The organism is Variovorax sp. CAN15 (genome assembly GCF_030462475.1).
GTDB lineage: Bacteria > Pseudomonadota > Gammaproteobacteria > Burkholderiales > Burkholderiaceae_C > Variovorax.
The window spans coordinates 16264-43231 of the sequence record NZ_JASMRZ010000043.1 but is presented as its reverse complement, the minus strand read 5'-3'; the positions used below and the strand labels follow the sequence as shown (position 1 = coordinate 43231).

At 67.2% G+C, this 26968-nt stretch carries 19 protein-coding genes and 1 pseudogene; 5 read left to right on the top strand and 15 right to left on the bottom strand.

What is annotated here, in order from left to right; all coding sequences use genetic code 11:
• Positions 1-138: 138 nt before the first annotated feature.
• Positions 139-315, bottom strand: a pseudogene (locus QMO14_RS22130) (ATP-binding cassette domain-containing protein); the annotation flags it as partial.
• Between the two features lie 50 nt (positions 316-365).
• Positions 366-1451: a tartrate dehydrogenase gene (locus QMO14_RS22125; RefSeq protein ID WP_301509809.1), complete on the bottom strand. Its 1086-nt coding sequence runs from the start codon at positions 1449-1451 to the stop codon at positions 366-368.
• A 350-nt stretch (positions 1452-1801) separates the two neighbouring features.
• Between QMO14_RS22125 and QMO14_RS22120 the strand changes: the two genes are divergently transcribed.
• Positions 1802-3232, top strand: coding sequence for a HAMP domain-containing sensor histidine kinase (locus tag QMO14_RS22120; protein WP_301509808.1), 1431 nt, complete (start codon positions 1802-1804; stop codon positions 3230-3232).
• Positions 3233-3263: 31 nt separating this feature from the next.
• Positions 3264-4124, top strand: coding sequence for an aldo/keto reductase (locus QMO14_RS22115; RefSeq protein ID WP_301509807.1), 861 nt, complete (start codon positions 3264-3266; stop codon positions 4122-4124).
• A 12-nt stretch (positions 4125-4136) separates the two neighbouring features.
• Here the strand turns inward: QMO14_RS22115 and QMO14_RS22110 are convergent, their stop codons facing one another.
• The 8 genes from QMO14_RS22110 to QMO14_RS22075 all read right to left on the bottom strand — a co-directional run bounded on the left by QMO14_RS22110 (position 4137) and on the right by QMO14_RS22075 (position 13887).
• Complete coding sequence (locus tag QMO14_RS22110; protein ID WP_301509806.1) at positions 4137-5627, bottom strand: nucleobase:cation symporter-2 family protein; 1491 nt, start codon at positions 5625-5627, stop codon at positions 4137-4139.
• 167 nt (positions 5628-5794) lie between these two features.
• Positions 5795-6778 (bottom strand): NAD(P)-dependent oxidoreductase, encoded by a 984-nt coding sequence (locus QMO14_RS22105; protein WP_301509805.1) that lies wholly within the window; start codon positions 6776-6778, stop codon positions 5795-5797.
• A 55-nt stretch (positions 6779-6833) separates the two neighbouring features.
• Positions 6834-8600 (bottom strand): phosphodiesterase, encoded by a 1767-nt coding sequence (locus tag QMO14_RS22100; RefSeq protein ID WP_301509804.1) that lies wholly within the window; start codon positions 8598-8600, stop codon positions 6834-6836.
• Positions 8601-8717: 117 nt separating this feature from the next.
• The gene (locus QMO14_RS22095; RefSeq protein WP_301509803.1) at positions 8718-9257 is read right to left on the bottom strand and encodes a helix-turn-helix transcriptional regulator; all 540 of its coding nucleotides are present in this window, start codon (positions 9255-9257) and stop codon (positions 8718-8720) included.
• Between the two features lie 6 nt (positions 9258-9263).
• Entirely contained in the window at positions 9264-10025 is a 762-nt protein-coding gene (locus tag QMO14_RS22090; protein WP_301509802.1) for a GntR family transcriptional regulator, read from the bottom strand.
• Between the two features lie 14 nt (positions 10026-10039).
• A complete protein-coding gene (locus QMO14_RS22085; protein ID WP_301509801.1) occupies positions 10040-10777 on the bottom strand; it encodes an aspartate/glutamate racemase family protein in 738 nt (245 codons plus the stop codon).
• Between the two features lie 44 nt (positions 10778-10821).
• Complete coding sequence (locus QMO14_RS22080) at positions 10822-12315, bottom strand: NCS1 family nucleobase:cation symporter-1 (protein ID WP_301509800.1); 1494 nt, start codon at positions 12313-12315, stop codon at positions 10822-10824.
• A gap of 342 nt (positions 12316-12657) precedes the next feature.
• Positions 12658-13887: a hypothetical protein gene (locus QMO14_RS22075; protein WP_301509799.1), complete on the bottom strand. Its 1230-nt coding sequence runs from the start codon at positions 13885-13887 to the stop codon at positions 12658-12660.
• A 283-nt stretch (positions 13888-14170) separates the two neighbouring features.
• On the opposite strand from QMO14_RS22075, the gene QMO14_RS22070 reads away from it, so the two are divergent.
• Complete coding sequence (locus QMO14_RS22070) at positions 14171-15016, top strand: winged helix-turn-helix domain-containing protein (protein ID WP_301509798.1); 846 nt, start codon at positions 14171-14173, stop codon at positions 15014-15016.
• 33 nt (positions 15017-15049) lie between these two features.
• Here the strand turns inward: QMO14_RS22070 and gspD are convergent, their stop codons facing one another.
• The gene (gspD, locus tag QMO14_RS22065) at positions 15050-17719 is read right to left on the bottom strand and encodes a type II secretion system secretin GspD (RefSeq protein ID WP_301509797.1); all 2670 of its coding nucleotides are present in this window, start codon (positions 17717-17719) and stop codon (positions 15050-15052) included.
• 527 nt (positions 17720-18246) lie between these two features.
• Here gspD and QMO14_RS22060 point away from each other — a divergent pair.
• The gene (locus tag QMO14_RS22060; RefSeq protein ID WP_301509796.1) at positions 18247-18996 is read left to right on the top strand and encodes a TerC family protein; all 750 of its coding nucleotides are present in this window, start codon (positions 18247-18249) and stop codon (positions 18994-18996) included.
• A gap of 31 nt (positions 18997-19027) precedes the next feature.
• Here the strand turns inward: QMO14_RS22060 and QMO14_RS22055 are convergent, their stop codons facing one another.
• The gene (locus QMO14_RS22055) at positions 19028-20656 is read right to left on the bottom strand and encodes an S-layer protein (RefSeq protein WP_301509811.1); all 1629 of its coding nucleotides are present in this window, start codon (positions 20654-20656) and stop codon (positions 19028-19030) included.
• Between the two features lie 272 nt (positions 20657-20928).
• Here QMO14_RS22055 and QMO14_RS22050 point away from each other — a divergent pair, with 272 nt between their 5' ends.
• Complete coding sequence (locus QMO14_RS22050; protein WP_301509794.1) at positions 20929-22959, top strand: bifunctional diguanylate cyclase/phosphodiesterase; 2031 nt, start codon at positions 20929-20931, stop codon at positions 22957-22959.
• A gap of 19 nt (positions 22960-22978) precedes the next feature.
• Here QMO14_RS22050 and QMO14_RS22045 read toward each other — a convergent pair whose 3' ends face one another.
• From QMO14_RS22045 to puuE, 3 genes are read right to left on the bottom strand one after another with little or no spacing between them, the layout of a single operon-like run.
• Positions 22979-24205 (bottom strand): ArgE/DapE family deacylase, encoded by a 1227-nt coding sequence (locus tag QMO14_RS22045; protein ID WP_301509792.1) that lies wholly within the window; start codon positions 24203-24205, stop codon positions 22979-22981.
• A 17-nt stretch (positions 24206-24222) separates the two neighbouring features.
• Positions 24223-26001 carry a 2-oxo-4-hydroxy-4-carboxy-5-ureidoimidazoline decarboxylase gene (uraD, locus tag QMO14_RS22040; RefSeq protein WP_301509790.1) on the bottom strand — a complete coding sequence of 593 codons (1779 nt, stop codon included), beginning with the start codon at positions 25999-26001 and terminating at the stop codon, positions 24223-24225.
• On the bottom strand, positions 25998-26960 hold the full coding sequence (puuE, locus tag QMO14_RS22035; RefSeq protein WP_301509788.1) for an allantoinase PuuE: 963 nt from the start codon (positions 26958-26960) through the stop codon (positions 25998-26000). Before puuE ends, uraD begins: the two co-directional genes overlap by 4 nt.
• Between the last annotated feature and the right edge of the window lie 8 nt (positions 26961-26968).

Sequence of the window (26968 nt, the reverse complement as noted above, 5' to 3'; positions counted from 1 at the left end):
GGCTGCAGGAGGACGATTCTGACGGCGAACCGCGCGACGGGTTGTCGCGCGTGGAATAGCGCAGGCTCAGCCGCGCGAAACCGATTTCGGCGACACGTCGGTCACGTCGCTGGCGCTGCCGCGAATACGCACCGGGCGCTCCACCACCATCAGCGAGTGCTTGCCCTTGAGCGACAGGAAGAGCTCGGCGGTGCGCGCGGTTTCCTCGTCGGTCATGCCGGCCACGGGCTCGTCGAGCAGCAGCAGCTTCGGGTCCTGCATCAGCAGCATGCCGATTTCGAGCCACTGCTTCTGGCCGTGGCTCAGGTTGCCCGCGAGAACAGTCCCATCTCAGCCTCTCAGGTCGCTACAGGGGTGGCAGGGCGTCATGCTGCCGAGATGTATTCGGCGATGGCGCGGCCCACGTCCACGGTGTTCGCGGTGCCGCCCATGTCGCGGGTGCGCGGGCCTTCGCTCAGCACGGTCTCGATGGCGGAGAGCACGGCGGCCGAAGCCTGTGCGTAGACGGGGTCGTCGCCGCCGAGGTGGTCGAGCATCAGCGCGGCCGACCAGATCTGGCCGATGGGGTTGGCGATGCCCTTGCCCGCGATGTCGGGCGCCGAGCCGTGCACCGGCTCGAAGAGCGAGGGGAACTTGCGCTCGGGGTTGAGGTTGGCGCTGGGCGCGATGCCGATGGTGCCGGTGCATGCCGGGCCCAGGTCGGACAGGATGTCGCCGAAGAGGTTGGAAGCCACGACCACGTCGAACCAGTCGGGGTGCTGCACGAAGTGAGCGCACAGGATGTCGATGTGGAACTTGTTCGTTGCCACGTCGGGGTAGCGCTTGGCGATCTCGGCCAGGCGCTCGTCCCAGTAGGGCATGGTGATGGAGATGCCGTTCGACTTGGTCGCGGCCGTCAGGCTCTTGCGCTTGCGGCGGTTGGCGAGTGTGAAAGCGTAGTCGATGATGCGGTCCACGCCGGTGCGGGTGAACACCGCTTCCTGGATCGCCATTTCGCGCGGCGTGCCCTCGAACAGGCGGCCGCCCACGGAGGTGTATTCGCCCTCGGTGTTCTCGCGAACCACCAGGAAGTCGATGTCGCCGGGCTTGCGGTGCGCCAGCGGGCCGGGCACGCCGGGCATCAGGCGCACCGGGCGCAGGTTGACGTACTGGTCGAAGTCGCGGCGGATCTTGATCAGAAGGCCCCACACGGCGATGTGGTCGGGCACCTTGTCGGGCGCGCCCACGGCGCCGAAGTAGATGGCGTCGTGGCCCTGGATCTTGTCGGCCCAGTCGGCCGGCATCATCAGGCCGGTGCGAACGTAGTGGTCGGAGCCCCAGTCGAAATGGTCGTAGGAGAAATCGATGCCGAAGCGGCGACCGACCGCATCGAGAACGCGCAGCCCTTCGGGCATGACCTCGACGCCGATGCCGTCTCCGGGAATGACGGCAATCCTGTGCTTTTTCTGCATTGACTCAACCTGTTCAAAGTTTGTTTCGTTCGGAGGGCGCCGGCGCTCGTGACGCGGGCTTTCGAAAAAATTCTAGAAGCGAGAACCGGGCCCGACGAGGGGGTTGGCACCCAGTTCGTCTTGACAAAATCAGAAGGCAGCGCCGATATCCTTCCCTCGAAAGGTGAAGAATTTCTTGTCATGGAACTGACTTTGAGTTCTAAAAATTAGAAGACTGACGCTGCGGTGAGGCTGGTCCGGAAAGCCCTTGAACCTCTTTCATGAAGGCTTTCTGAAGCGCGCCGCACGGCCGTGCCGGATACTCCGCGCGCTTGCGAGGCGCTCCGCAGAGACCGCTCGCCAGGAGGCTCATGAATTTCTTGTCCGTTACCGCGAAGGCGATCACAGGGCGTATCAGGCGGTGGCTTCAGCCCTCGCTGGTGCGGCGCCTGCTGCTGGCGCAGGTCATGGTGGTCGGGCTGCTGTGGGGCGCCACGCTGGCGTTCTTCTTCTATGACTCCAACCGGCTGCCGGAGCTGGTGCGCTACGACAAGGTCTTCGAAAGCATCATCGCCTGCGCCCAGAACCTCGCCGCCGACCCGGACCGCCAGCAGCAGACCCTGCGCGCTTTCGACATGGCGCTGCTCGAAACCTCGAACGACTTCAAGTCGGAGGCGGACAGGGCGCCCGTCCTGCAGGTATGGCAACGCGGCCGGCTCATCTACAACTCGTCGGCGACCGCGCCGGTCATGTACACCGCGGTGCCGGGCAGGGTGGAGAACGTGCGTGCCGGCGCGCGCGTTTGGCAGGCCCGCACCGTGATCTCGCCGCTGCTGGACACGCGCGTGCTGCTGGCGGAGCCGGACGCGCTGCGCCTGAACTTCACCATCGAGCACCGCAGCTACTACCTGCTGCCGCTGGCCATCAGCCTGCCGTTCATCGTCTTCCCGGCATGGCTTTCGGTGATGCTCGCGCTGAGGCCGTGGCGGCAGGTGACGAAGGAAACCTCCGAGCGCGGCCCGGCCGACCTGTCGCCGCTGACCTTCGAGCCATCGCACAAGGAGCTGCGGCCGCTGGTGAACGGCATCAACGGTTTGCTGCGTAGCGTGCGCGACCGGGCATCGCGCGAGCGTGGGCTGATCGCCGATGCGGCGAACGAACTGCGCATCCCGCTCGATGCGATGCGGGTGAACGTCGAGGCGCTGAAGGCGCAGACCGCGGACCCCGGCCAGCGCGAGCTCATGGCCAACCTGCTGCGAAGCAACGACCGCGCGGCCCGGCTGGTGGGCCAGTTGCAGCAGCTGATGCGCAGCGACAAGATGCCGCAGGACGCCTTGCCCGCGACGCTGGCCTTCGATGCGCTGGTGCGCGACCGCATTCCGCTCGTCGAGGCGCTCGCACGGGCGCGTGGCATCGCGCTGGAGTTCGTGGCCGACGAGGAGGCCGCGCCGGTGCTGGTGCACGGCGAGCGCGAGAGCCTGATCTCGATGGTGAGCAACCTGGTGGAGAACGCCATCAAGTACAGCCCTGACGGCGGCACGGTCACGGTGCGGGTCGGGCGCGAAGCCCCGGATGCCGTGCTGCGCGTGACGGACCAGGGGCCGGGCATTCCGCCCGCGCTGCGCGAGCGGGTGTTCGACCGCTTCTTCCGCAATCCGGACCAGACGCAGTCGGGCAGCGGACTGGGGCTGGCCATCGTCAGGTCGGTGCTGGAGAAGCATGGCGGCCGCATCGCCCTGTCCGACGGGGACGGCGGGCGCGGACTGTGCGCGACTGTGTGGCTGCCGCTGTCGGCTGGCTGACAAGCGGGCGCATCCCTCTTAGGATGGGCCGATGCGAACACTTCAACTCCCCTCCGGCGGCGAGATGCCTGTACTGGGCCTGGGCACATGGCGCATGGGCGAAGACGCGAAGCGCCGGGCCGACGAGGTCAAGGCCGTGCGCGAAGCCATCGTGCTCGGCTATCGACTGATCGACACCGCGGAGATGTACGGAGAGGGCGGCGCCGAGACCGTGCTGGGCCTGGCCATCGCCGAGGCCCTGCGCGCGAACGACGTGCGGCGCGAAGAGCTCTTCATCGTCAGCAAGGTCTATCCGCACAACGCCAGCCGGCGCGGCACGCGCGATGCCTGCGAGCGCAGCCTGAAGCGGCTCGGGCTCGACGCCATCGATCTCTATCTGCTGCACTGGCGCGGCAACCATCCGCTGCGAGAGACCGTGGCGGGGATGCATTCGCTGATCGACGATGGCCGCATCGCGCACTGGGGCGTGAGCAACTTCGACACCGACGACTTGAAGGAACTGGAGGAGGCAACCGGTGGCGACGGACCGGTCTGCGCGGCCAACCAGGTTTATCTTTCGCTGGGCGAGCGCGGCCCTGAGTTCAGTTTGCTGCCCTGGCAGCGCGAGCGCGGCATGCCCTTGATGGCCTACAGCCCCATCGACCAGGGCGCGCTGGCCGAAGACGACGGGCTGGCGGAACTGGCTGACCGGCTGGGCGTGACCGCAGCCCAACTCGCGTTGGCCGCCGTGATCGCGCGGCCCGGTGTGGCCGCGATTCCGAAGGCGGTGCGCAGCGCGCACCTGAAAGAGAACCTGGCTGCTGCCGATTTGAAGCTCGATGCGGCGACCCTGGCAGAACTGGATCGCCTGCATCCACCGCCGAAGCGCAAGACGCCGCTTGCGATGATCTGAGCGCCGCGGCGATCAGTGGGCTTCGGCCTGCTTCGCCGCGGCGATCACTGCACTCTCATCGTGCTTCGCGCCGTTGAGGAACAGGTTCAGCAGCACCGCTGCGATCGATGCCAGCAGGATGCCCGACTCGATCAGCGAGTGGATGGCATGCGGCATCCATTGCTTGAAGTTGGGCGCGATCAGCGGAATCATGCCGATGCCCAGCGAGACCGCCACGATCATCGCGTTGTGGCGGTTGTTCCTGAAGTCCACGCCCGAGAGAATGCGGATGCCGGTGGCGGCCACCATGCCGAACATCACGAGGCCTGCCCCGCCCAGCACCACCGTGGGCAGCGACTCGACCAGCGCCGCCATCTTCGGCAGCAGGCCCAGCACGATCAGGATGATGCCGCCGGCCACGCACACGTAGCGGCTCTTGATGCCGGTGACGGCCACCAGGCCCACGTTCTGCGAGAAGCTGGTGTACGGGAAGGTGTTGAAGATGCCGCCGATCAGCGTGCCCAGGCCGTCGGTGCGCAGGCCTCGCGCCAGGTCCTTCTGGCTGATCTTGCGCTCGGTCATTTCGCCGAGCGCGAGGAACATGCCGGTCGATTCGATCATCACCACGATCATGATGAGCGTCATCGTCAGGATCAGGATCGGGTCGAACTGCGGCATGCCGAAGTGGAAGGGCAGCACGATGTCTATCCATGCGGCCTTGCCCACCTTCTCGTAGGTCATGAGGCCGGTGACCGAGGCGACGACGGCGCCGATGACGATGCCCAGCAGCACCGAGATGTTGGCGACGAAGCCCTTGGCGTACTTCACGATCAGCAGGATCGACACCAGCACCAGCGCGGCCACGCCGAAGCCGGAAAGGTCGGCGTACTTGGGGTTGGGCACCGTGGGCATGATCGCGAAGCCCTTGGGCACGGCGGGAATGGAACTGCCGGGCGAGGTCACTTCGGCGAGCCATTTCGCATAGACCGGGTCGACCAGCGCGGGGGCGGTCGGGCCCACGGGGTTGCCGAAGATCCAGTTGATGCCCACGCGCATCAGGCTGATGCCGATGACCGCGATGATGGTGCCGGTGACCACCGGCGGGAAGAAGCGCAGCATGCGGCTGACCAGCGGCGCGATCAGTATCGACACCACGCCCGCGCCGATGATGGCGCCGAAGAGAAGCTGCGCTCCGTTCTGGCCGGGGTTGGCGTTGGCGATGGCCACCATCGGCGCGACGGAGGCGAAGGTCACGCCCATCATCACCGGCAGCTTGATGCCGAAGAACTGCGTGGCGCCCAGTGCCTGGATCAGCGTGGCGATGCCGCAGCAGAACAGGTCGGCGGAGATCAGCAGCGCGACCTCGTCGGGGCTTAGCTTGAGCGCGCGCCCGACGATCAGCGGCACCGCGACGGCCCCCGCATACATCACCAGCACGTGCTGAAGGCCGAGGGCGGCGAGCTTGCCGGTGGGCAAGCGCTGGTCCACGGGGTGGACTGTGGTGGGGGAGCTGTCGGCCGTCATCGTGTGTCTCCTGCTGCGGCGAGAGAGAGATTGATCGAAGAGAGGCGGGCAGCAAGGCTTTGCATGCGCACACCCCGTTGTGTACGCCAAACTGTATACAACTTATGCAACAATCCGGATTCAGGTAAACCCGTATCCGGCCCGGGGCCTTGTCCGGCTGTCCGCGGCTAGCCGACGGGGTATGGGCCTTCGTCGAAGGCCTCGGCGTGGTAGCCCTTGCTGCCCACGTCGCGCGCGAGCTGGCTGCGGAAATCGCGGCCTTCGCGCAGGCAGCGCAGCACGTGCGTGAAGTCATGGCGCGGCTGCCATCCGAGGTCGCGCCGCGCGAGCTCGTTCACGTAGACGCGGTCGAGCTGCCTTGGCAGCGTCCATCCCTGCTTCGCATAGAGCGCGTCCGCGTCCGGGAAGAGGCGGCGCAGCACCGTGGCCGCGTTCTCCCGCAGCATCGGCAGGTCGCCGCGCGTGAAGGGCGTGGTGGCCGAGACGATGTAGCGGCCGAAGCCGATGCGCCCCGCGTGCCGGGCCGCGAGAAGGTGCGCCTGCACCACGTCCTCGATGTCGGCGCGGCGATGCAGCAGCTCGTTGGCCTGCGCGTTGTCCAGCGAGTGGAGGCTGCGCGCGGCGGCATCGTCGTCTTCCTCGGGAAAGAAGCGCGAAGTCTTCAGCACGACCACAGGCAGGCGCTGCTTGCGATGAAACAGCTCGCACAGGCTCTCGGCAGATGTCTTGGTCACGCCGTAGATGTTCTTCGGAACGGGCGTTACGTCTTCGGTGATCCAGGCGGCCGGCATGCCTTCGGCGGGCGTCAGCGCGGAGCCGAAGGTGCTGGTCGTGCTCGTGAACACGAAGGATTGGACGCCGGCCTCCACCGCCTCCTCTAGCAGAACCAGCGTGCCCGTGATGTTGGTGTCGACGAACTCCTGCAGGCTGTGCGTCGCCACATGCGGCTTGTGCAGCGTGGCCGCGTGGATGACGGTGCGCACGCCCTTCATGCAGTCGCGCACGAAGGCGCGGTCGGCGATGGAGCCGGTGCGGTCGGTGAACCCGGAAGAAGCGATGTCGATGCCGCGTGCGGCCTGCGAGCTTGCGCGCAATGTGCGCATCAGGGCCTCGCCGAGGTGGCCGGCGCTGCCGGTGATGAGGATGGTCATGGCCGCAAGACTAGCCTCGGCCGCATGGACCGTCCACGCATAAGTTATGCGTGATTCAGGCGCGCGGCCGCGCCTCCCGCACAGTGAGCCCGGAGGCTGCCTGCTTGGCGTCGTGCTTCGCGATGGCGGCCTCGCTGGCCACATCCTCGGCATGCCTGAACATGCCCGGCGGAATGCGCACCGCGCCGATCGCCAGCGTGGCGAAGGGCGTGAAGCGGACCACGCCATGCCGGTCCTCGCCCTCGATGCCGCCGGACTGCCGGTCGGCATCGTCGTAGAGGCCGGGCGCCTGCCGGTTGAACTCGTCGATCAGCCCGGCGCAGCGCCGGTGCCAGTCGGGGCTCTGGAACAGCATGAGGAAATCGTCGCCGCCGATGTGGCCGACGAAGTCGCGATGCGCGTCGGCATGCTGCGTCGCCAGCCGCGCGAGCAGCAGGATCATCTCGTCGCCGCGCCAGTAGCCGTAGTGGTCGTTGAACACCTTGAAGCTGTTCAGGTCCGCGTAGCAGGCGGCGAAGTCGGCGCCGCTGTCGAGCAGCCGCGCGATGTGGATGTTGATGGGGATGTTGCCCGGCAGGGAGGTCAGCGGGTTGGCGTGCCGCGCCGCCTCGATGCGCGCCTCGGTGACGGCGCGCACCAGCTGGTCGCCCGTGCCCAGGCCGGCGTAGCGCTTCTTTTCCGTCACGATGAAGCCTTCGCTCAGGTAGCGCTGGTCTTCCGACATCAGGATGCCCAGCAGGCTCTCGACGTTCTCCTCGCGCTCCACGACGAGGGGCGTGTTGCTGCCGTAGGCCAGGCAGGGGCGACGGCCGTGCACCTCGCGGAAGTACAGCCGCGCGTAGTCGTTCATGAACGACTGGCGGTTGATCAGCGCCACGGGCGTTGCGTTGTCGACTACGGCCAGCGCATGCAGCGCCGGATGCTTCTGGAAGACCGCCGCGACCTCGTCGACCGGCGTCTGCGGGCTCAGCGCGGGCGCCTGGATGACCGAGAGGCTGCGCAGCACGTTGGGCTGCGATGTCTGCGACGCATGCGGCATCACCGCGATGCGTGTATCACCGATGGTGGCCGCCACGGGCTCGGGCAGGATCGGCAGCAGTTCAGGCGCGGGCGGGCCGAACAGGTAGCCCTGGCCATGGGCGATGCCGAGGTCGCGCAGCACGCGCAGGTCCTTGGCGTTCTCCACGCCCTCGGCGATGAGCTCGCTGCCCATCGCGGTGCCGAGGCCGACGATGGCGCGCACCATCGCCACGTTCTGCGGGGAGTCGGCGATGCCCTGGGTGAGCAGCTTGTCGATCTTGACGTAGTCGGGTTGAAGGTCTTTCCAGCGCCGCAGATTGGAATGGCCTTGACCGAAATCGTCGAGCGCGATGCGGGCGCCGAGCGCGTGCAGCGTTTTCACCGCCTGCCGCAGCGCCTCGGCATCGCTCGCCGCGCACTGCTCGGTGAGCTCCACCGTCACGTCGCGCACCGAGATCTCGTGGTTCGTCAGCATGCGTTCCAGCCAGCATATTCCGTCGGAAGCGTCCATGGCCTCGATCAGCGTATCGGCGCTCATGTTCACGAAGAGCCGGCCCGGCCTGCTCAGGCGGCCCCATTGGGCGAGCACTGCTTCCACGCAGTGCAGCTCGAAGCCGGTAAGCCGCGACTCGGCGGCGGCCTGCGCGAGCATTGCCTCGGGGTTGGGGAGCGCGATGCCGGTGCCGCCGCGGATCAGGGCCTCGTGACCGAAGATCGTCCCCTGGCGCAGATCCACGATCGGCTGGAAGAACGCCGCGATCGCAGGATGCGGCTTGGCGCTGGGCAGGGAGGGCCGGAGCATGCTGTGGGAGGTTGTTCGTCGGCGGCCCTCGCGCGGAAGAAAAGCGAGTAGCCCTTTCGGGCTACAGCATGCCTCATTTGTGTGACAGGAGCACCGGCCGCCCTGCCGGCGAAGTGATCAGGCGATGGTGGTGACGATGCGCCCCGCGCTCCCGTCGGCGAGCGCGATGCGCTCCCACAGCACGCGCCCGGGCAGGATCGGGACGATGCGGTCGGTGTTCGGCCCGGTCGCGATTTCGAGCGACGACAGCTCGCCCGCGTGCCAGCCCAGGCCCTCGAGGGTGGCTTCGGCTTCCAGGATTTCCCTGGAGGCGTAGCCGATCAGCGAGCGGCCCATGAATTCGCTGGCGTCGGCGCGCCATTCGGCCTGCCGCGAAGGCGATGCGGCCAGCAGCCGGTGCGTGCGGTCGCAGACCAGGTGCACCTTGCGCGTGGACGATTCGACCAGCCGCCTGAGCGCGGCGTCCTGCGCCGGGTCGCACGCTGCCGCGAGCAGCCGGTGGGCCATGGCCTGCTGCGCCGGCGAGAGCGCGAGCTGCCCGCGCTCCCAGCGCGACACCGTCGCCTGGTTCACGCCCATCAGCTGCGCGAAGTGCGTCTGCTTGATGCCGCGCAGCAGCCGCATCTGGCGCAGCGCGAGGCCGAGGTTCTTCCGCATGTCAGATCAGGCCAGCAGCGCCTTGACCAGGTCGAGCTGCCGGTCGGGCTTGTCGGTGCCCAGCTCCAGGCTGGCCTCGATGCGCTCCAGGTGCTCGGTCATGCTCTTCACGGCGGCTTCCACGTCGCCCTTGCGGCACAGGCGCAGGAATTCGGCGTGCTCGTCCGATGAGCAGTGCGGGTCGTTCGACGAGTGGTAGAGCATCGCGATCAGGGAGCTGCGCGCCACCAGTTCGCGCACCAGCTCGGCCAGCGTGCGGTTGCCGGTGGCCTCGGCCAGCGTCACGTGGAAATCGCCCAGCAGCTTCTCGCGCACCGTGCCCATGGTGGTGCTCTGGCGCAGCGCGGTGCGCTCGAACTTGATGTGCTGCTCCAGTGCCTGGTAGTCGCGCGCCTTTGCGCCGGCGATGAAGAGGCGAACCACCTCGCTCTCGAGGATGCGGCGCACGGCGAAGACCTCGCGGGCCTCTTCCACCGAAGGCTGGCTCACGAAGGCTCCCTTGTCGGGAATCATCTCGATGAGCTTGTCCTTCGACAGCATCAGCAGGGCAGCGCGCACCTTGGTGCGGCTTACCGAATACACCCGGCCCAGCGCCTCCTCGCGCAGCCAGGTGCCGGGCGGCAGGCGCTTTTCGACGATCGCGGTGGCGATGTCGTTGGCGATGCTCTCGATGGAACTGTTCTTGTCGGCCGCGGCCGTGCCGTTCTCGTCTGGAACGGCGGCAGCGGCAGGGGGCACTGGGGATCGGGGGGAACTGGCGCGGGGCATGCGCGGATTGTGGCCTACCGGGTGAGGGTGAAGCCCTCGAGCGTCCCGATGATGGGCTTGGGCAGGGGCTTTGCAAGCTCCCCGCGCTTGCTGGTGCGCAGCTTCAGCGTCACCAGCGACTCGATGAGCTTGGTGCCGGCCGCCACGCCGTCGATCACCGGCACGCCCAGCACGCCCTCGATGTGCTCGCACAGGTCGGTCATGCCGGCGCAGCCGAGCACGATGCAGTCGGTGCCGTCTTCCTCCAGCGCGCGGCGGCACTCGTCGACGATGCGCTCGCGGGCGCGCGAGCCGGGCTCCTCCAGTTCGAGCACCGGGAGCTCGCAGGCGCGCACGTTGGCGCAGAAGCGCTCCATGCCGTAGATCTCGGCCAGATGCCAGGCCTGCCCGATGGTGCGGCCCAGCGTGGTCACCACGCTGAAGCGGCTGCCGATCATGCTGGCCAGGTGCATCGCCGCCTCGGCGATGCCCACCACCGGGCCGCGCGCCAGTTCGCGCGCGGCCTTCAGGCCCGGATCGCCGAAGCAGGCGATCACGTAGCCGTCGATGCCGTCGCGCTCGCCCGCGGCGATTTCCTGCAGCAGGCCCGGAACGGCCAGCGCCTCGTCGTAGTGGCTCTCGATGGAGACCGGCCCCATGGCCGGACTCACCGCGACGATCTCGGTGCCGGCCTGCGCCACCGCGCGGGCGCAGGCACCGATCTTCTCGGTCATGCTCCAGGTGGTGTTCGGGTTGATGATCTTGATGCGCACGGCGCGGTCCCTTTCTCTTTCTGTCGATCCGACTAACTGACGATTCAAGTCTTGTTGCTGCGGTTCAGCATGGCATAGATGATGAAGCCCAGCCCCATGCCGATGAACCAGGCGTAGTTGGCGGCGCCGCGCAGGGTCGGCACCATCACGCACAGGATCGGCACGATGGCCGCCGGCACCAGCGCCTGGATCGCCTTCGGGTTGTAGCCGCCGCTGTACCAGTATTCGCCCTTGGTGCTCATGCTGTAGAGCGAATCCACGTCGATGCGCTGCCTGCGCACGATGTAGTAGTCGGCAATGAGGATGCCGAACAGCGGGCCGATGAACGAGCCGAGCACGTCGAGCGTGTAGTGGATGACTTCGGGGCTGTTGTAGAGGTTCCACGGCGTGAGGAACACCGAGCCGACGGCGGCGATCATGCCGCCCGTGCGCCAGCTGATGTGCTGCGGCGCCACGTTCGAGAAGTCGAAGGCCGGCGAGACGAAGTTGGCAACGATGTTGATGCCGATGGTGGCGATCATGAAGGTCAGCGCGCCCAGCACGACGGCGGTGGTGCTGTCGATCTTGCCCACGGTGTGCACGGGGTCGGTGATGAGTTCGCCGAACACCGGCAGCGTGGCGGCGGTGGTGATGACCGTCAGCAGCGAGAAGAACACGAAGTTCACCGGCAGGCCCCAGAAGTTGCCCTTCTTCACGGCGTCGAAACTCTTGCCGTAGCGCGAGAAGTCGCCGAAGTTGAGCATCGGGCCGCTGAAGTAGCTCACCACCAGCGCAATGGCCGAGAGCATCACGGGCAGCGCGTCCCAGCCCTGGAACTTGATGCCGCCGAGGTTCAGGTCGATCCTGCTCCAGCCGGCCTTCCACACCAGCCAGCCGCACAGGATGGCCATGACCACGTACACGGCGGGACCGGCCCAGTCGATGAACTTGCGGATCGCGTCCATGCCGTGCCAGAACACGAAGGCCTGCAGCACCCACATGACCATGAACGCGACCCAGCCTAGCGCGGACAGGCCCGCGAAGCCGTACTGCGTGACCTCGGCATACGGCGCCAGGCCCGGCGCCATGTGCAGCGCCAGCACCATGAAGGCAGCCGAGGCGAGATACGTCTGAACGCCGTACCAGGCCACCGCGATCAGCCCGCGGATGATGGCCGGGATGTTCGCGCCCAGCACGCCGAAGGACGCGCGGCACACCACGGGGTAGGGCACGCCCGTCATCTGGCTGGGTTTGGCCACCAGGTTGCAGAAGATCTGCACGATCACGATGCCCACCAGCAGCGACACCAGCACCTGCCAGCTCGACAGGCCCAGCGCGAAGAGGCTGCCCGCCGTGATGTAGCCGCCCACGCTGTGCACGTCGGACATCCAGAAAGCGAAGATGTTGTATTGCCCCCAGGTCTGCTTCTTCAGCGGAGCCAGGTCTTCGTTGGTCAGGCGCGGGTGGTAGCCGGGCTTGATGAGGGCGTTCGATTCCGTGTGCGGCGCAATGCCGGCTTCGCTCGCCCCCGTGGGGGCCTGGCTGACGACTGTGCTCATGGTCTTACCTCTTGCGGGTGGGTGGATCAGAACCGGTTTTGACGCAAATTTCGCGCCGGATTATTGGGTGCGTTATTTGTATACAAAAAACGAACGCAATCAAGATCATTTGAGAACTCATATATCGGTGTAATCCCTGAGGTTTCGCGCTGGCGTCGGGTGTGTGCCGCCTCGCGGGCACGTGCGATCTCTGCGGTGCCCGCCGTGGGCGGGCACGGAACGAGGGGGGCGGGAGGCCGATGCCTCGGGATGGGGCGCGGCCGCGTAGCGGTGCACCCCTGAGGTGCACCGCTACGCGGCCGGGTGCCCGCCTGATGCGGCGGCGTGCAGTGCGTGACGGCCCTACTGGCCGTGCTCTTTCTTGTGCGCAGGAGCGGCGTGTTCGTGGGGAGCAGGGGGATGGCCGGGGTGCCCATGCGAAGGCGCGGGCGGGTGCGGCCTCGGGGCGGGTGCCGGTGCCGGCCTTGGCGGACGCTGGAACTTCTGCTCGCCTCCCTCGCGCGCTGCAATCACCGGGCGCCCTTCATGCGCCATTCGAGGATATTCCGGGGGCGCCATGCGGGCCTGCGGCTCCACGGCGGGCGGCTTCGGTCGCTGGGGCATCTCGGCGCGAGCCTGCACCGGCGTCGGCGAGGCCGTCGCAGGCTCGGGCCTCCTGGCGGGCGCCTCGGACATGAGCGGCTCTGGACGCGACTGCGGTGCAGGGTACGCAGCGGGCTCGCCGTGCGCCGTGGGGCGGACAGCCTCCGCCGACCGTGCCGCGGGCGGCGGCTGGCGCTCGGAGGGCAGCGCGGCGACCGGCTTCGCGCTCGCCGGAACGGGCGCCGTCGCGCGCACGACGGGCGGCAGTGCAGCCGCAAGGTGGGCGCTTGCCGGTATCGCGGCTTCGAACGGCCTTCCGCTCGCGGTCGCGCTGGCGGGCGCCACCACTTTCACTGTCTGGTTGTTGTTGATGTTCGTGACGTTGGTGATGTTGTTGATCGTGGTGTTCTGCACACGCATGCCGACGTTGGTGACTGGCGGCGCACTGACGACCACTGCCGGTGGCGTACCGATCGGGGCAGGCACGATCAGGCCGAGCCGTGAACCGGGAGGCGCGGGAACGAACACGCCAGGAGGCCCGATCGGGGCGATCCCTGCCACCACGCCGGCCGCCGCCGCCGACACCGCGAGGCTCAACCCAAGCGGCGGCGGCACGAATGCGACGCCCGGTGGCGACCAGTGGCCGGCGACGAAGACCACCACGTCGTCGCGATGCTCGTAATAGGGTTGCACCCATCCATAGCCCGGCTGTGGAGGCGCGGACCATCGACCAGCGGCCCACACCCAGTTGCCTTGCCATGTCCAATAGCCGCCGGTCCATACCGCACCCGCGAAAGGCGAGGGCGGCGGCACTTCGACGAGCATCGGCGGCGGAGCCCATGCCACCGCGACCGGAGGAGGCTGATACAGCGGCGGATCGACGTACACGCTCACGACAGGCGGTGTGGCGGCAGCAACGTGCGCGGGCTGCACGACGGTGCGGACCACCGGCGCCGTCGGCTGAACGACACAGCCTGCAGTCAGGCTCACCACCAGAACTCCTGCGATTTGAAAGGCGGGGAGAGAAGATGTCTTTCTCATTCGATATTCCCGAGGACGTGCACGAATGGCACAGGGAACGACCTAACGGACCTCGAAAGCAGTCGATGACAGCGCGAGGGTGAATTTCATGCAGTAACGATATTTCGTTCGTTAAGTCGAGCCTTGTCAGGCTGCAATCAGCCTGCTTCCCGCTGGTGGAAGAGGGCGCGCGGATGCCTTTCATGCGGAGGTTCCAAAGACCCGCCGTTCTTCTGAGTGATGAATTAGATCAATGATCTGGAGCAAACATATAACGGCATGGCCGCTCCACCCCGGAGCATTGGAAGGAGAAGCCGTGCGGCTGCTTGATTCTCAGCTTTCATTCGAAACCAAGTTGAGTAACTCACTCCTCGGAATCGACGAAATTCGATTCGAGAGGATCGATGAAGATATCGACGCCACGCGAATACTTCTGGTCGATCATCGATCGAGCTTTTGCCAATCGATGAACGACGCGCTGCAGAAGCGGGGTTTGCTCATCGATGTCGCTCGCGGCACCCTTGCGGCTGCGACACCGGCCCTTGCGAGGGGTTACTCGTTGGTTCTGTTGAATTCCATGCAGCCCGGCCTCGCCGGCCTCAACGCCGTGCGATCGATCCGGCGCAAGACGAATGCGCCTCTGCTCGTTCTGACCGAGCGCGACAGCGTTGCCGTGCGCCTCGCGGGCCTGGAACTCGGAGCGAGCGACTACCTGGTCAAGCCTTTCACGATGCCTCAACTGCTGGCACGCATCAGGGCATTGGCGCGCAACTGCGCCGCACGCTCGCAGCCGATACTGTGGCTGGGCGATCTGGAAATCAACGAGCGCGACGCGACGTGCTGCCGCGACGGCAGGGACCTCGACCTGACCAGGATGGAGTTCGTGCTGTTGCTGGTGCTGCTTCGCAATCAAGGCCAGGTGCTGTCGCGCGAGACGCTTGCGCGCCAAGTCTGGGGCACGGAGTTCGATCCCGCCACCAATGCCATCAATGTGGCCATACTGCGCCTGCGCAACAAGCTCGACGCACCGTTCGACGTGAAGCTGCTGCACACGGTGCGAGGCGAGGGCTACGTGCTCGAGCAGCGAACACAGTCCTGAGGGGCCGCTGGCAGCCGGCGACCTTCGTTCGTGCTAGGGCAGTTCGCGCGCGCTCACAGGGTCTGCCGTCGGCGGCAACGCGCCGCGCAATGGGCTCGGCGCGAGCTTGTGACCATCGGGAGCAAGTCGCGGTGGCGGGATGAGTTCGGTGCCTTCCATGCGCGTGCTGCCGGTTCGGCTCGGTGCGCGCATGAGCGGCGCATCGGGCAGCAGCGGCGCAGCATCCACCGCGCGCAGCATGAGGTTGCCGGTGCCCGGTTGCGTGCGCTGCTGCATGCCGCGGATCTCGTCGTAGCGGCCGTAGGAGAAGGACTCGATGGAATCCGCATCGCGCATCACGGCGGGGCGCAGGAACATCATCAGGTTGCTTTTGGCGCGCGTGCGGCTTTCGCTCTTGAAGAGGTTGCCCACCACCGGCACATCTCCAGCCAGCGGCACCTTCTCGACGGTGTTGTTGTAGGTGTCGGACAGCAGTCCGCCGAGCATGACCAGGCCGCCGTCTTCCACCAGCACGTTCGACTCGATCGAGCGCTTGTTGGTGGTCGGCCCGTTCTGGTTGTTGACCGTGTTCTGGTCGACCGTCGAGGCCTCCTGGAAGATGGTCAGCTTGACCGTGCCGTTCTCGTTGATGGTCGGGCGCACGCGCAGCGTGAGGCCCACGTCCTTGCGTTCCACGGTGGTGAACGGATTGACGCCGGCCGAACCGGCGGCGCTCGCATACTGGCCCGTGACGAAGGGCACGTTCTGGCCGATCACGATGCGGGCTTCCTCGTTGTCCAGCGTCAGCAGGTTGGGCGTGGAGAGGATGTTGGCGTCGCCGTCGCTGCTGAAGAAATTGGCGATGGCGCCCAGCACGTACTGGCCGCCGATCCTGCCGCCGATGCCGATGTTCAGCCCCGGCGCGATCTGGCTTGCCGTGCCGGCCGCATTGCGCGTGGCGAGCGCCTGCGTCAGTGCCAGGATGTTGTTCCTGTTGAGGCTGGAATTGGTGCCGATGACGGCATTGCCGCCCAACGCGCTTTGCCACTGCACGCCGAAGCTCGCGGCCTTGCTGGCGTTCACCTCGACGATCAGTGCCTCGATCATGACCTGGGCCCGACGGCCGTCGAGCCTGTCGATCACCGCGCGCATCTGCCGGTATTGCGGCTCCGGCGCGGTGATGATCAGCGAATTGGTCGACGGGTCGGCCTGGATCTGGCCACCGGTGGAGGGCTGGTTCGCGTTGTTCAGGGGCGCGTCGGCCGCGCTCGAGGCGCCGCCCTGGCCTCCGCCGTTCGGGCCCGCCTGCGAGGCTTGCTGCTGCCCCTGCTGGGACACGCCGCCGCCCGCAGCCTGGGCCGCGTTCTGCTGGCCCGCCGCCATCGCGGCACGCAGCGTGACGGCGAGCCGCACCGCGTCCGCATTCTTCAGGTAGACCACGTAGATGTTGCCGGCGGCGCCGTTGCCGGTGTCCGCCGGCGGGCGGTCGAGTTTTTCGACCAGCGCGCGCACGAGCTGCATGCGCGCCGGGTTGGCCGCCCGCATGAGCACGGAATTGCTGCGCGGGTCGGCCATCAAGGTGGTGCGGAACGACGTGTCCGCTGCGTTCACGATGGGCGCCGCATCCGGTACCCCTGTCGTGTTCGACATGCCCGAAGCGGCCGACAGGGTCGATGCACCTGAGCTGCCGCCGTCGATCAGCCGCTGCAGCATCGGCACGATGTCGGTGGCGAGCGCGTACCGCAGCTGGATGATCTCGACGTCGGACGCGTTCGCAACGTCCAGCGACGCGATGACGCGCGCAAGCCGGCGCATGTTGTTCGCGTAGTCGGTGATCACGAGCGAGTTGGTGCCCGGGTTCACGTTGATGCTGTTGTTCGGCGCGATCAGCGGGCGCAGCACAGGCAGCAGGTTGTTCGGCGACTCGTAGTTGAGCCTGAAGATCTGCGTGACGACCTGGTTGCCGGCGTTCGTCGGGATGGCGCCGATGGAGGTATTGACGGTACCGCTGTGCAGCTTGGCGCTGGCTTCAGGCACCACCTTGTAGAGCCCCTCGGCTTCCACCAGGGCGAAGCCGCGCAGGCGCAGCGCGAGGGCGAACTGGTCGAAGGCCGCTGCAGGAGGGATCGCGCGTTCGGTGACGAGGTCCATCACACCCTTCACCCGCGGGTCGACCACTACGTTGCGCCCGGTGACCACCGCCATGGTGCGGGCCACGGCCTCGATGTCCGCGTTGAAGAAATTCAGCGTGACGGGCTCGCCTACGGCGGGTACCCCCTTGGCGCTGGCGGGCGTGCGAGCCTGTGCCGAGGAAACCGCGGCGCCGACGGACTGCAGCGTGACCTTGAGCGTACTGCCCTGGATCTCGGTCTTGTACGAAGCGGGCTGCCACAGATTCAGCACGACCCGGCTGCGCTCTCCCGCCTGCACGACATTGATCGAACGCAGGTTGGCCTGGTTCACTTCGACGGCCGCGCGGCCGACTTCGCTGGCGACGCCGGGAAAGTCGAGCGCGATTCGCGCAGGGTTCTGTATGGCGAATCCGCCGGGCAGCTCATCGAGCGGCTGCGCCAGGTCGATCTGGACGACCGCGGTGCCATGCTGCACGTAGCCCGACACCGCCTTGATGGTGTTCTGCGCATGGGCCAAACCCAGTGCGCCGCAGAGCAGCAAGCCCAGGCATGCTGCGCGAACGCTGCGCGCGCCGTTGAACGATGCCTTCATGCGTCAACGCCCGCGCAACCTGGGGTGGCAGAGGTACTTCGCGGCTGCAAGGCTCTTTCGCCCGGGCAGGGCGCGGGCCTGAACGAACGGCCGCCTTCCGGGCCGATGGCTGGCCGGTTCCTCGTGCATGTTCGGATCGCGGGGCAAAACGGCATCAGGGGCCGACAACGATGGTTTGAGTTTCCGCACCGATCCACATCGTTGCTGCTTGGGGCTATGCCGGAAGTTGGATGCGCCGTCCGGGGCTTCCGGGGACGGATGCTCGCTGATTCGCCCTGCTGCCACTAGCCGTCGAAATGAGATTGAGAACCTCATTTTTGCGTGCAATCGGCTGGTGTCCGGGCCGGGGTGGCCGGCAATGTCTTTGCGGGTGACGGGGATCGCCTGCGGCATCGGCCGGCACGGCAGCCCTCCGGCACGCAATGGCCCATGCGGCGAGGGGGCGCTGGCGCCCGGCGCGCGGGGACCCGTAAGATGCGTTCGCCCGCAGCGGCCGCCGGCCGCACGTGCTGCAACCGCGTCGTTCCATGCTCGAACTTCTTGCCGATCCTCAGGTCTGGATCGCCTTCGCCACCCTGACCGCGCTGGAGCTGGTCCTCGGGATCGACAACATCATCTTCATCTCGATCCTCGTCGACAAGCTGCCCCTGGCCCGGCGGGAGTTCGCGCGGCGCATCGGCCTTTTCATGGCCATGTTCATGCGCATCGGGCTGCTTCTGGTGCTCGCCTGGATCGTCGGCCTGGTGGCGCCGCTCTTCACCGTGTTCAACCAGGAGATCTCGGGGCGCGACCTGATCCTCATCCTGGGCGGGCTTTTCCTGATCTGGAAGAGCACCAGCGAGGTCCACCAGTCGCTCGAAGGCGAGCAGGAGCACAAGCAGAGCGCCGTCAAGGCGACCTTCGCCTCGGTGATCCTGCAGATCATGATCATCGACCTGGTGTTCTCGCTCGACTCCATCATCACCGCCGTCGGCATGGTGGACGACGTGCGCGTGATGATCGCCGCGGTGATCGCCTCGGTGCTGCTGATGATGCTGTTCGCCGGCCCCATCGGCCGTTTCGTCTCGGCCCATCCGACCATCAAGATGCTGGCGCTGTCCTTCCTGGTGGTGGTGGGCGTTGTGCTCGTGGCCGAGGGCTTCGACCATCATGTGCCCAAGGGCTATGTGTACTTCGCGATGGCGTTCTCGCTGATCGTGGAAATGCTCAACATCCGCATGCGCACCAAGGCCGCCCGACGCGTCGAGCTGAACCCGCCGCGCATGCCCGGCGATTGAACTGCGGGCCGCGCGGCGTTCGCCCGCCTGACTACTGCGCGGCGACCTTCACGAACACCGGGTTCGAATAGAACCAGAGGTCGCTGTAGTTGCGCGCGTTGATCGCGTTGAAGCGGGCCACGTTGTCGGTGCCCGTGGTCTGCGCGTCGAACAGCGGCTCGCCGCCGGCGGTCTCGTTGGGCACGTCGGTGCCCAGGTTGGTGCCGCGCAGGCGGAAGTACTGGTTGTTGCCGGCCTTCACCGTGTAGCTCACCGCGAAGTAGCCGTCGGCGTCGAGCTTCCAGTCGGCGCGCGTGAAGCGCTTGAGCACGCGCGTCGACGGGTTGGTGTCGCGCGAGTAGCCCGGCGTGCCCGGCAGCTCGGGGCCGGTCACGTCGCCCGCGATCAGGTCGATGTGGTCTACCGCCGGCTTCACGTTGGCGAAGATGCCGCTGCCGAGCTGGTACTCGAAGTTGTTGCGCTCGGGGCTCTTGAAGCGGATGGTGATCTTCAGGTCTTCACCCGGCTTCGCGCCCAGCTCCGAACCCATCTCGCCCGTGCCCTTGGCGCTCTGCACCTTGAAGTCGAGCGCATCGATCAGGCCGCCGTTCACCGCGAAGAGCTTGCCCGAGCGCATGGCGGCGAGCAGCGACTTCGGGTCCTTGACGTCGCCGAACAGGTGGTTCTTGGCGTACTCGCCGGGCGCGTAGCCGCTGCTGTACAGGCCCTTCGAGATGGTGAAGTGGTAGTCGGAGTCGGCCACGTTCCAGATGTGGCGGCCTTCGGAGAGCAGCGCGTCCCAGGTGCCGCCGAGCTTGGCGACGAGGTAGTCCACGCCGCCGTAGGTGCGCGAAGGCAGGTTGGCGTCGGTGTAGGCACTCTCGTAGCCGCCGCGGTTCGGCTCCATCTGGTTGCCGACCATGCCTTCGAGCGAGAAGACGATGTTCGGCGCCAGGTCGTTCATCTCGCGCAGCTGAGCGATCGTGTATTTGCCGGGGTTGCGCGACGGGTGGTTGACCTGCAGGTAGCTGGTGTCGGGGTAGTTCTTCTTGAGCCAGGCGATCGCGGCCATCGTCTCGGCGTGCGTGTTGTAGCCGGTGCCGGCCTTGGAGCCCCAGGCGGCCACGTCGGCGGCCGGGAAGAGCGCCGGATCGCGGTTGGTGAAGAGGTACTCGAACTGGCTCACGGCCTTGAGGGCGGAGTCCGACATCGGGTTGTCGGTCAGGATGCCCACGTTGCCGTGGTCGTGCGAGGGCATGTCCCATTCGAAGGCCGCGAAGATGGTCTTGTCGGCGTACTTGCCGCTGGCCTGCAGCGCCTTGATGCGCGGCACCTGGTACTTGGCCATGCCTTCCGAGAAGGGGATCTGCGCGGCAAGCTTGTTGCCGTCGTTGTCGTAGGACGACAGGCGCAGGTGGTCGGAAATTGCCGCCCAGTCGAGCCCGAACTTGTCGAAGGCCTTGGCCAGCACCTGGTCGAGCGTGTTGACCTGCTGGGTGTCGTCCGACTGCATCGTGTGGACGTGCAGGTCGCCGACGGTCCAGCGGCCGGCCGGGGCGGGTGCCGCCGGGGGCGCCGCGGCCGGCGCCGGTGCGGGCGCGACCGCGGTGGGCGTGCCGGCGCTGGTGGGGAAGAGAGCCGGGGTGCTGGAGCCGCCTCCTCCACCGCAGCCGGCGAGCATGAGGGTGCCGATGGCGAGCGTGGAGAACAGGGTGCGGCGCAACGGAAGGACGCGCGGAAGAACGCGCGGGAGGTAGGGGATGGGGAGGGCAGCAGGAAGATTGGACATGGCAGGCTTGAAAAACGACGCGCACCTGGAGTGCGCGTCTCTGGAAAAGCCGCGAGTCTGGATTGGCGCGATGACGTTCCGATGAAAGGCGAACGAAAGTTCGTTGTCGCCAAGCACCATTCGAGCACCGATGCGGCCCGCGCTCTATAAACTGTGCGCTTTCCATGATTCCCAGCGCGTCTTCCTCACAGCTCACCGCGTCCGTCGACGATGAGGTACTGTCGCGCATGGTGCGCACCGACCAGATGGTGGCGGTGCGCCGCAGCGTGCTCTCGGCCATTCCGATCAACGTGGTGCTGAGCTGCGTCGCGGCGCTGGTCGCCCTCAACGCGGGCCGCGCGTTCGAAGGGCTGTGCTGGCTGTCGCTGTCGCTCATGGTGAACGGGGTGCGCAGCTACATCTGCCGCTGGCCTTTCGCGCCGTGGCCGGGCATCGTTCCCGAGAACGGCATCGCGACTTCGCCCGATGCGCGCCCGGTCGGATGGCATTTGCGCGTCGCGGCGACCATGGCGGCGGTGTCGGGCTGCGTCTGGGCGCTCATCCCGCTGTTGTGCGACGGCTATTCCTCGCCGCAGGCGGTGTTCTACCTGACGGTGGTGTGCGGTATCTGCGCGGGAGCCGTCACTTACGGCATCCCTTATGCATTCGTGCCTATCGCCTTCATCGTGCCGGCGCTGCTGTCGGTGGCGGGCTGCCTGGTGTATGCGGGTGGTTTCGACAACCTGAGCCTGGCGGCGATGGTGCTGCTGTACCTCGCGGCGCTGGTGCGCGGCGCCGTGCACGGCGACAGGAGTTTCCGGGAGGGAAGTCGCATCCGCAACGAAGCCACCGCCATGGCGGTGCAGTTGCGCAAGGCTCACGCGCAGTCGATCGACGCAACCCAGCAACTGGCCTTTCGCGCCTCGCACGATTCGCTCACAGGCCTTCTCAACCGCGAAGGTTTCACCGACGCGGCCACGCTGCACCTCGCCGCGCCCGACGGCCAGCGGCACGCCCTGCTGCTGCTGGACCTCGACGGTTTCAAGGCGGTGAACGACGCCTTCGGCCACAAGGTTGGCGACCGCGTCCTGCAGGACGTGGCCCATTGGCTGCAGCGAGAAACCGCCGAGATGCAGGCCGTTCTGGGCCGTTGGGGCGGCGACGAGTTCGCGCTGCTCTACCGCCTGCGCGACGAGCGCCAGGCGCCTCCGGAGATCGCGCAGGCGCTGATCCGCTCCATCTCCTTCGCCACGGCGCACTACGGCGGCCACCTCGGGGTGAGCATAGGCATCTCCGTCTCGGGCGACGCCGAGGTGGCCGACATGATCAGCTTCGCCGACGAAGCCCTGCACGAGGCCAAGCGCACCGGGCGCAACCGCTACCAGGTCTTCGACGGCGCACTCAACCAGCGCCTGGCCACGCGCCGGGATGTGGAGCGCGATCTGCTCCAGGCCATCGAGTCGCGCAGCATCGGTGTCTGGTACCAGCCGATCATGAGCAGCGACGGCAGCGAGGTCCACAGCCTGGAGGCGCTGATGCGCTGGAACCATCCGCGCCATGGCCATATCCCGCCGGAAGACGTGATCTATGCGGCGGCGAGCACCGGCGTGGCCGAGCCGCTGCTGCGGCACCTGGTCGACGAGGTCTGCCGGGGCATGCGCAAGCTGGAGGCCGCAGGCTCCAGTCTCGCGACTGTGCCGGTGGCCATCAATATCTCGCCACGCGAGATGGCGCAGCTGGCGGTGGACGACATCGTGCTCGGCATGCTGAAACTGCGCGGCATCGCGCCACGGCGGCTGCAGATCGAGATCACTGAAGAGGTGGCGCTGGACACCCACGCCACGCGAGGCCGTTTGAATGCGCTCTCGGCTGCAGGCGTGGCTATCGTGGTCGACGACTTCGGCGTGGGCTTCTCGTCGCTGGCTTCGCTGCGCAGCGAGTACGTGCGGCAGGTCAAGATCGACCGCAGCTTCATCCTCGACCTGTCGTCCTCGCCCGGCAACGAGGTGCTGGTGGATGCCATCGTGCAGCTCGGCCACTCGCTGGGCGTCCAGGTGGTCGCCGAGGGCGTGGAGACGCAGGCCGAACTCGATGTGCTGCGCAACCTGGGTTGCGGGCTGGTCCAGGGCTACCACCTCGCGCGGCCCGCGCCGCTGGCCGAGGTGATGGCGTGGGATGCCGCGCGTTCTGCGTCGGCTGCCGCCAAGGCGGGCTGAGCGGCCCGGGCGGTCCCGGTCAGGCCAGCAGGTCGCTGAGCGTGCGCGCGATCACCTTGGTGGCGCGGCGCAGGTCTTCCAGCACCACGCGTTCATCGCTGCGCTTGGCGTGCGATTCGAGCACGGTACGCGGGCCGGCGCCGTAGATCACGCCGGGAATGCCGGCTTCCACATACAGGCGCACGTCGGTGTACAGCGGCGTGCCCATGGCCTTGACCGGTTCGCCGAACAGCTCGCCGCCGTGCTTCTGGATCGCGTCGACCAGCGGCTTGTTGCCCGCCAGCGGCTTCATCGAATTGGCCAGCAGCAGGCGCTTGATCTCCACCGTGATGCCTTCGCTCTCGGCGGCCGCGTCGGCGATCACCTTGCGGATGGCGGCTTCCACCTCCGCCGGGTTCTCCTCGGGGATCATGCGGCGGTCGAGCTTGAACACCACCTTGCCCGGAACCACGTTGGTGTTGGTGCCGCCCTCGATGCGGCCGACGTTGAGGTACGGGTGCGTAATGCCCTCGACCTTCGACGTGACCTGCTTGTAGAGCGCGTTCTGCGCGTACAGCGCGTTCAGGATCTTCGTCGCGCCCTGCAGCGCGTCGATGCCGGTGGCCGGCACGGCGGCGTGGGCCATCTTGCCGTGCACCGTCACTTCCATCTGCAGGCAGCCGTTGTGGGCCGTGACCACTTCGTAGCTGAAGCCGGCCGCGATCATCAGGTCGGGCTTGGTCAGGCCTTTCTCGAGCAGCCAGCCCGGGCCCAGGATGCCGCCGAATTCCTCGTCGTAGGTGAAGTGCAGCTCGATGCAGCCCTTGGCCGGCTTGGCCACCGCCTCGAGCGCGCGCAGCGCGAAGGTGAAGCTGGCGAAGTCGCTCTTGCTCACTGCGGCGGCGCGGCCGTAGAGGCTGCCGCCCGAGATCTCTCCGCCGTACGGGTCGTGCGTCCAGCCTTCGCCGGGCGGCACCACGTCGCCGTGGGCGTTGAGGGCGACGGTCCTGCCGCCGTCGCCGTACTTGCGGCGCACGATGAGGTTGGTGATCGATTCGAGGCCGTAGTCCTTCACTTCCTGCGCGGGCACGGCGTGCTTTTCGGCCGTGAAGCCGAAGTCGTTCAGCAGCTCGGCGGTGCGCTCGGCATGCGGCGCGTTGTTGCCCGGCGGCGTGTCGGTGGGCACCTGCACCAGTTGCTGCAGGAACTTCACTTCCTCGTCGAAGTGGGCGTCGATCCAGGCGTCGAGCTTGGCGTAGTCGGTCATGGCTTTTCTTCTGTGTTTCAGTGGGCTTGTTCGGCGGCGAGGTTGTCCAGCAGGAGCTGGAAGGCCTGCACGGCGAGCTGGATGTCGTCGTTGGTGCTCGATTCGAGCGGGTTGTGGCTGATGCCCGAGTTGATGCCGCGCACGAACAGCATCGCCTGCGGCATCACCTCGTGCAGCTTCATGGCGTCATGGCCGGCGCCGCTGGGCATGCGAAAGAGCGGAATGCCCAGCGCATCGACGGCCTTCTCCCAGCGCTGCTGCCAGGCGGGGGCGCTCGGAGCGGCGGCCGCGCGCATGGTTTCCTCGAGCTCGTAGCGCACGCCGCGGCGCTCGCAGATGTCCTTCAGCGCTGCAACCACGTCGTTGGCCAGCGCGTCGCGCTGCGCGTCGTTGGGCGCGCGCAGGTCGAGGCTGAACTTGCAGCGCCCTGGCACCACGTTGATCGAGCCGCTGGGCACTTCGAGCATGCCGACGGTGCCGACCGAGTCGCCATCCTTGGCGGCGCGCTGCTCGGTGTAGAGGATCAGCTCGGCCACGGCCGCTGCCGCGTCGCGGCGGCGGTCCATCGGCGTGGTGCCGGCGTGGCTGGCCATGCCGATCACCTCGCCCACGTAGCGCACGCTGCCGTTGATGGATGTGACGATGCCCAGCGGCAGGTCGAGCTCGGTGAGCACCGGGCCCTGCTCGATGTGCACCTCGACGAAGCCCAGGTAGCGTGCCGGGTCGCGCTGGATCTTCGGAACGTCTTCCAGGTTCAGGCCGGCGTGCTGCATGGCCTCGCGCATGGTGATGCCGTCGACGTCCTTCTGGTCGAGCCAGCGCTGGTCGAAGTGGCCGATGAGCGCGCCCGAGCCCAGGAAGGTCGCCTTGTATCGCTGGCCTTCCTCTTCGGCGAAGCCCACCACCTCGAAGGCGAAGGGCAGGCGCCTGTTCCGGCGCTTGAGTTCGCGCACGCAGGCCATCGGCACGAAGATGCCGAGGCGGCCGTCGTACTTGCCGCCGTTGCGCACGGTGTCGTAGTGGGAGCCGGTGAGCAGCGTCTTTGCGTCGGGCGTCGTACCCTCGTAGCGGCCCACCACGTTGCCCACCGCGTCGATGTGCACCGAGTCGAAGCCGACGTCGCGCATCAGCGCGCCGATCTGCGCGGCGCAGGCGCGGTGCGCATCGGTCAGGTAGGTGACGGTGAGCTGGCCCTTCTCGGCATAGCCGGGGTCGGTGTGCACCGAGAGCTGCTCGTGCCAGTCCCACACGTCGTTGCCGAGCGTGATGTCGGCGGCGAACTTGTCGTCCAGGCGGATCTCGGCGATGCGATGGATGTTGCGCAGCGCCTCGCCGAGTTCGAAGTCGGGGTGGTTGTGCAGCCGGCGCGCGAAGGTCTCGATGATCTCGCGCTTGGCCAGCCCGGTGCCGCGCGGGCCGCGCACCGCGAGGATGAACGGAAAGCCGAACTTGGTGTTGTAGTCGGCGTTGAGCTGCTGGATCTTCGCGAACTCATCGGGCGTGCAGTCGGTCAGGCCGGCCTTGCTCTGCTCGTTGGTGGACTCGGCCGTCAGCGTCTTGCTGACCATCGCCTTGCCCGCCAGCTCCGGGTGGGCGCGGATCAGGCCGATCTGTTCGTCGGCCGACGAGCCGGCCAGTGCCTGCACCAGCGCGTGCTTGAGGTGCGCGAGCGAGCGGAAGGGGCGTGCGGCGAGCGCGCGTTCGGCGATCCAGGGCGAGTGCTCGTAGATGCCGTCGAGCAGCGCGACGGCTTCGGCCGGCGCCGCGGTGTTGAGTTGGGCGATGGTGAGGCTCATGATGCGGCTCCGGCTTCGAAGGGGTGCGCTTGCTTCCAATGGCGCGCGATGTCGACGCGGCGGCAGACCCACACCTTGTCGTGCGTGGCGATGTGATCGAGGAAGCGCTGCAGCGCGGTGATGCGACCGGGGCGACCGAGCAGGCGGCAGTGCATGCCGATGCTCATCATCTTCGGGCTGTCGTCGCCGTTCGGGTCGCCTTCGGCATAGAGGGCGTCGAAGGTGTCCTTCATGTACTGGAAGAACGGGTCGGCGTGCGAGTAGCCCTGAGGCAGCGCGAAGCGCATGTCGTTGCAGTCGAGCGTGTAGGGCACGATGAGCTGCGGCACCACGGTGCCGTCGGTCTTCTGAACCTTCATCCAGAAGGGGAGGTCGTCGCCGTAGTAGTCGCTGTCGTACTCGAAGCCGCCGTAGTCGGCCACGAGGCGGCGGGTGCGGGGGCTGTCGCGGCCGGTGTACCAGCCCACGGCGCGCTCGCCGGTGAGCTTCTCGATGGCTTCCATGCCCAGGCGCATGTGCTCGCGCTCGGTGGCTTCGTCGAGGTTCTGGTAGTGGATCCAGCGCCAGCCGTGGCAGGCAATCTCGTGGCCCAGTTCCTTGAAGGCGGTGGTCAGCTCGGGGTAGCGCTGCAGCGCCATGCCCACGCCGAACACGGTGAGCGGCAGGCCGCGCTTCTCGAACTCGCGCAGGATGCGCCACACGCCGGCGCGCGAGCCGTATTCGTAGATGCCTTCCATGCTGATGTGTCGGTCGGGAAAGCTCGCCGGGTTGAACATCTCGGAGAGGAACTGCTCGGAGCCCGCGTCGCCATGCAGCGTGGCGTTCTCGCCGCCTTCCTCGTAGTTCAGCACGAACTGCACGGCAACGCGCGCGCCGCCGGGCCATTGCGCGTGGGGCGGGTTGCGGCCGTAGCCGATCAGGTCGCGCGGGTAGGGCAGGGTGGAGTCGTAGACGGTCATTGTGTGGA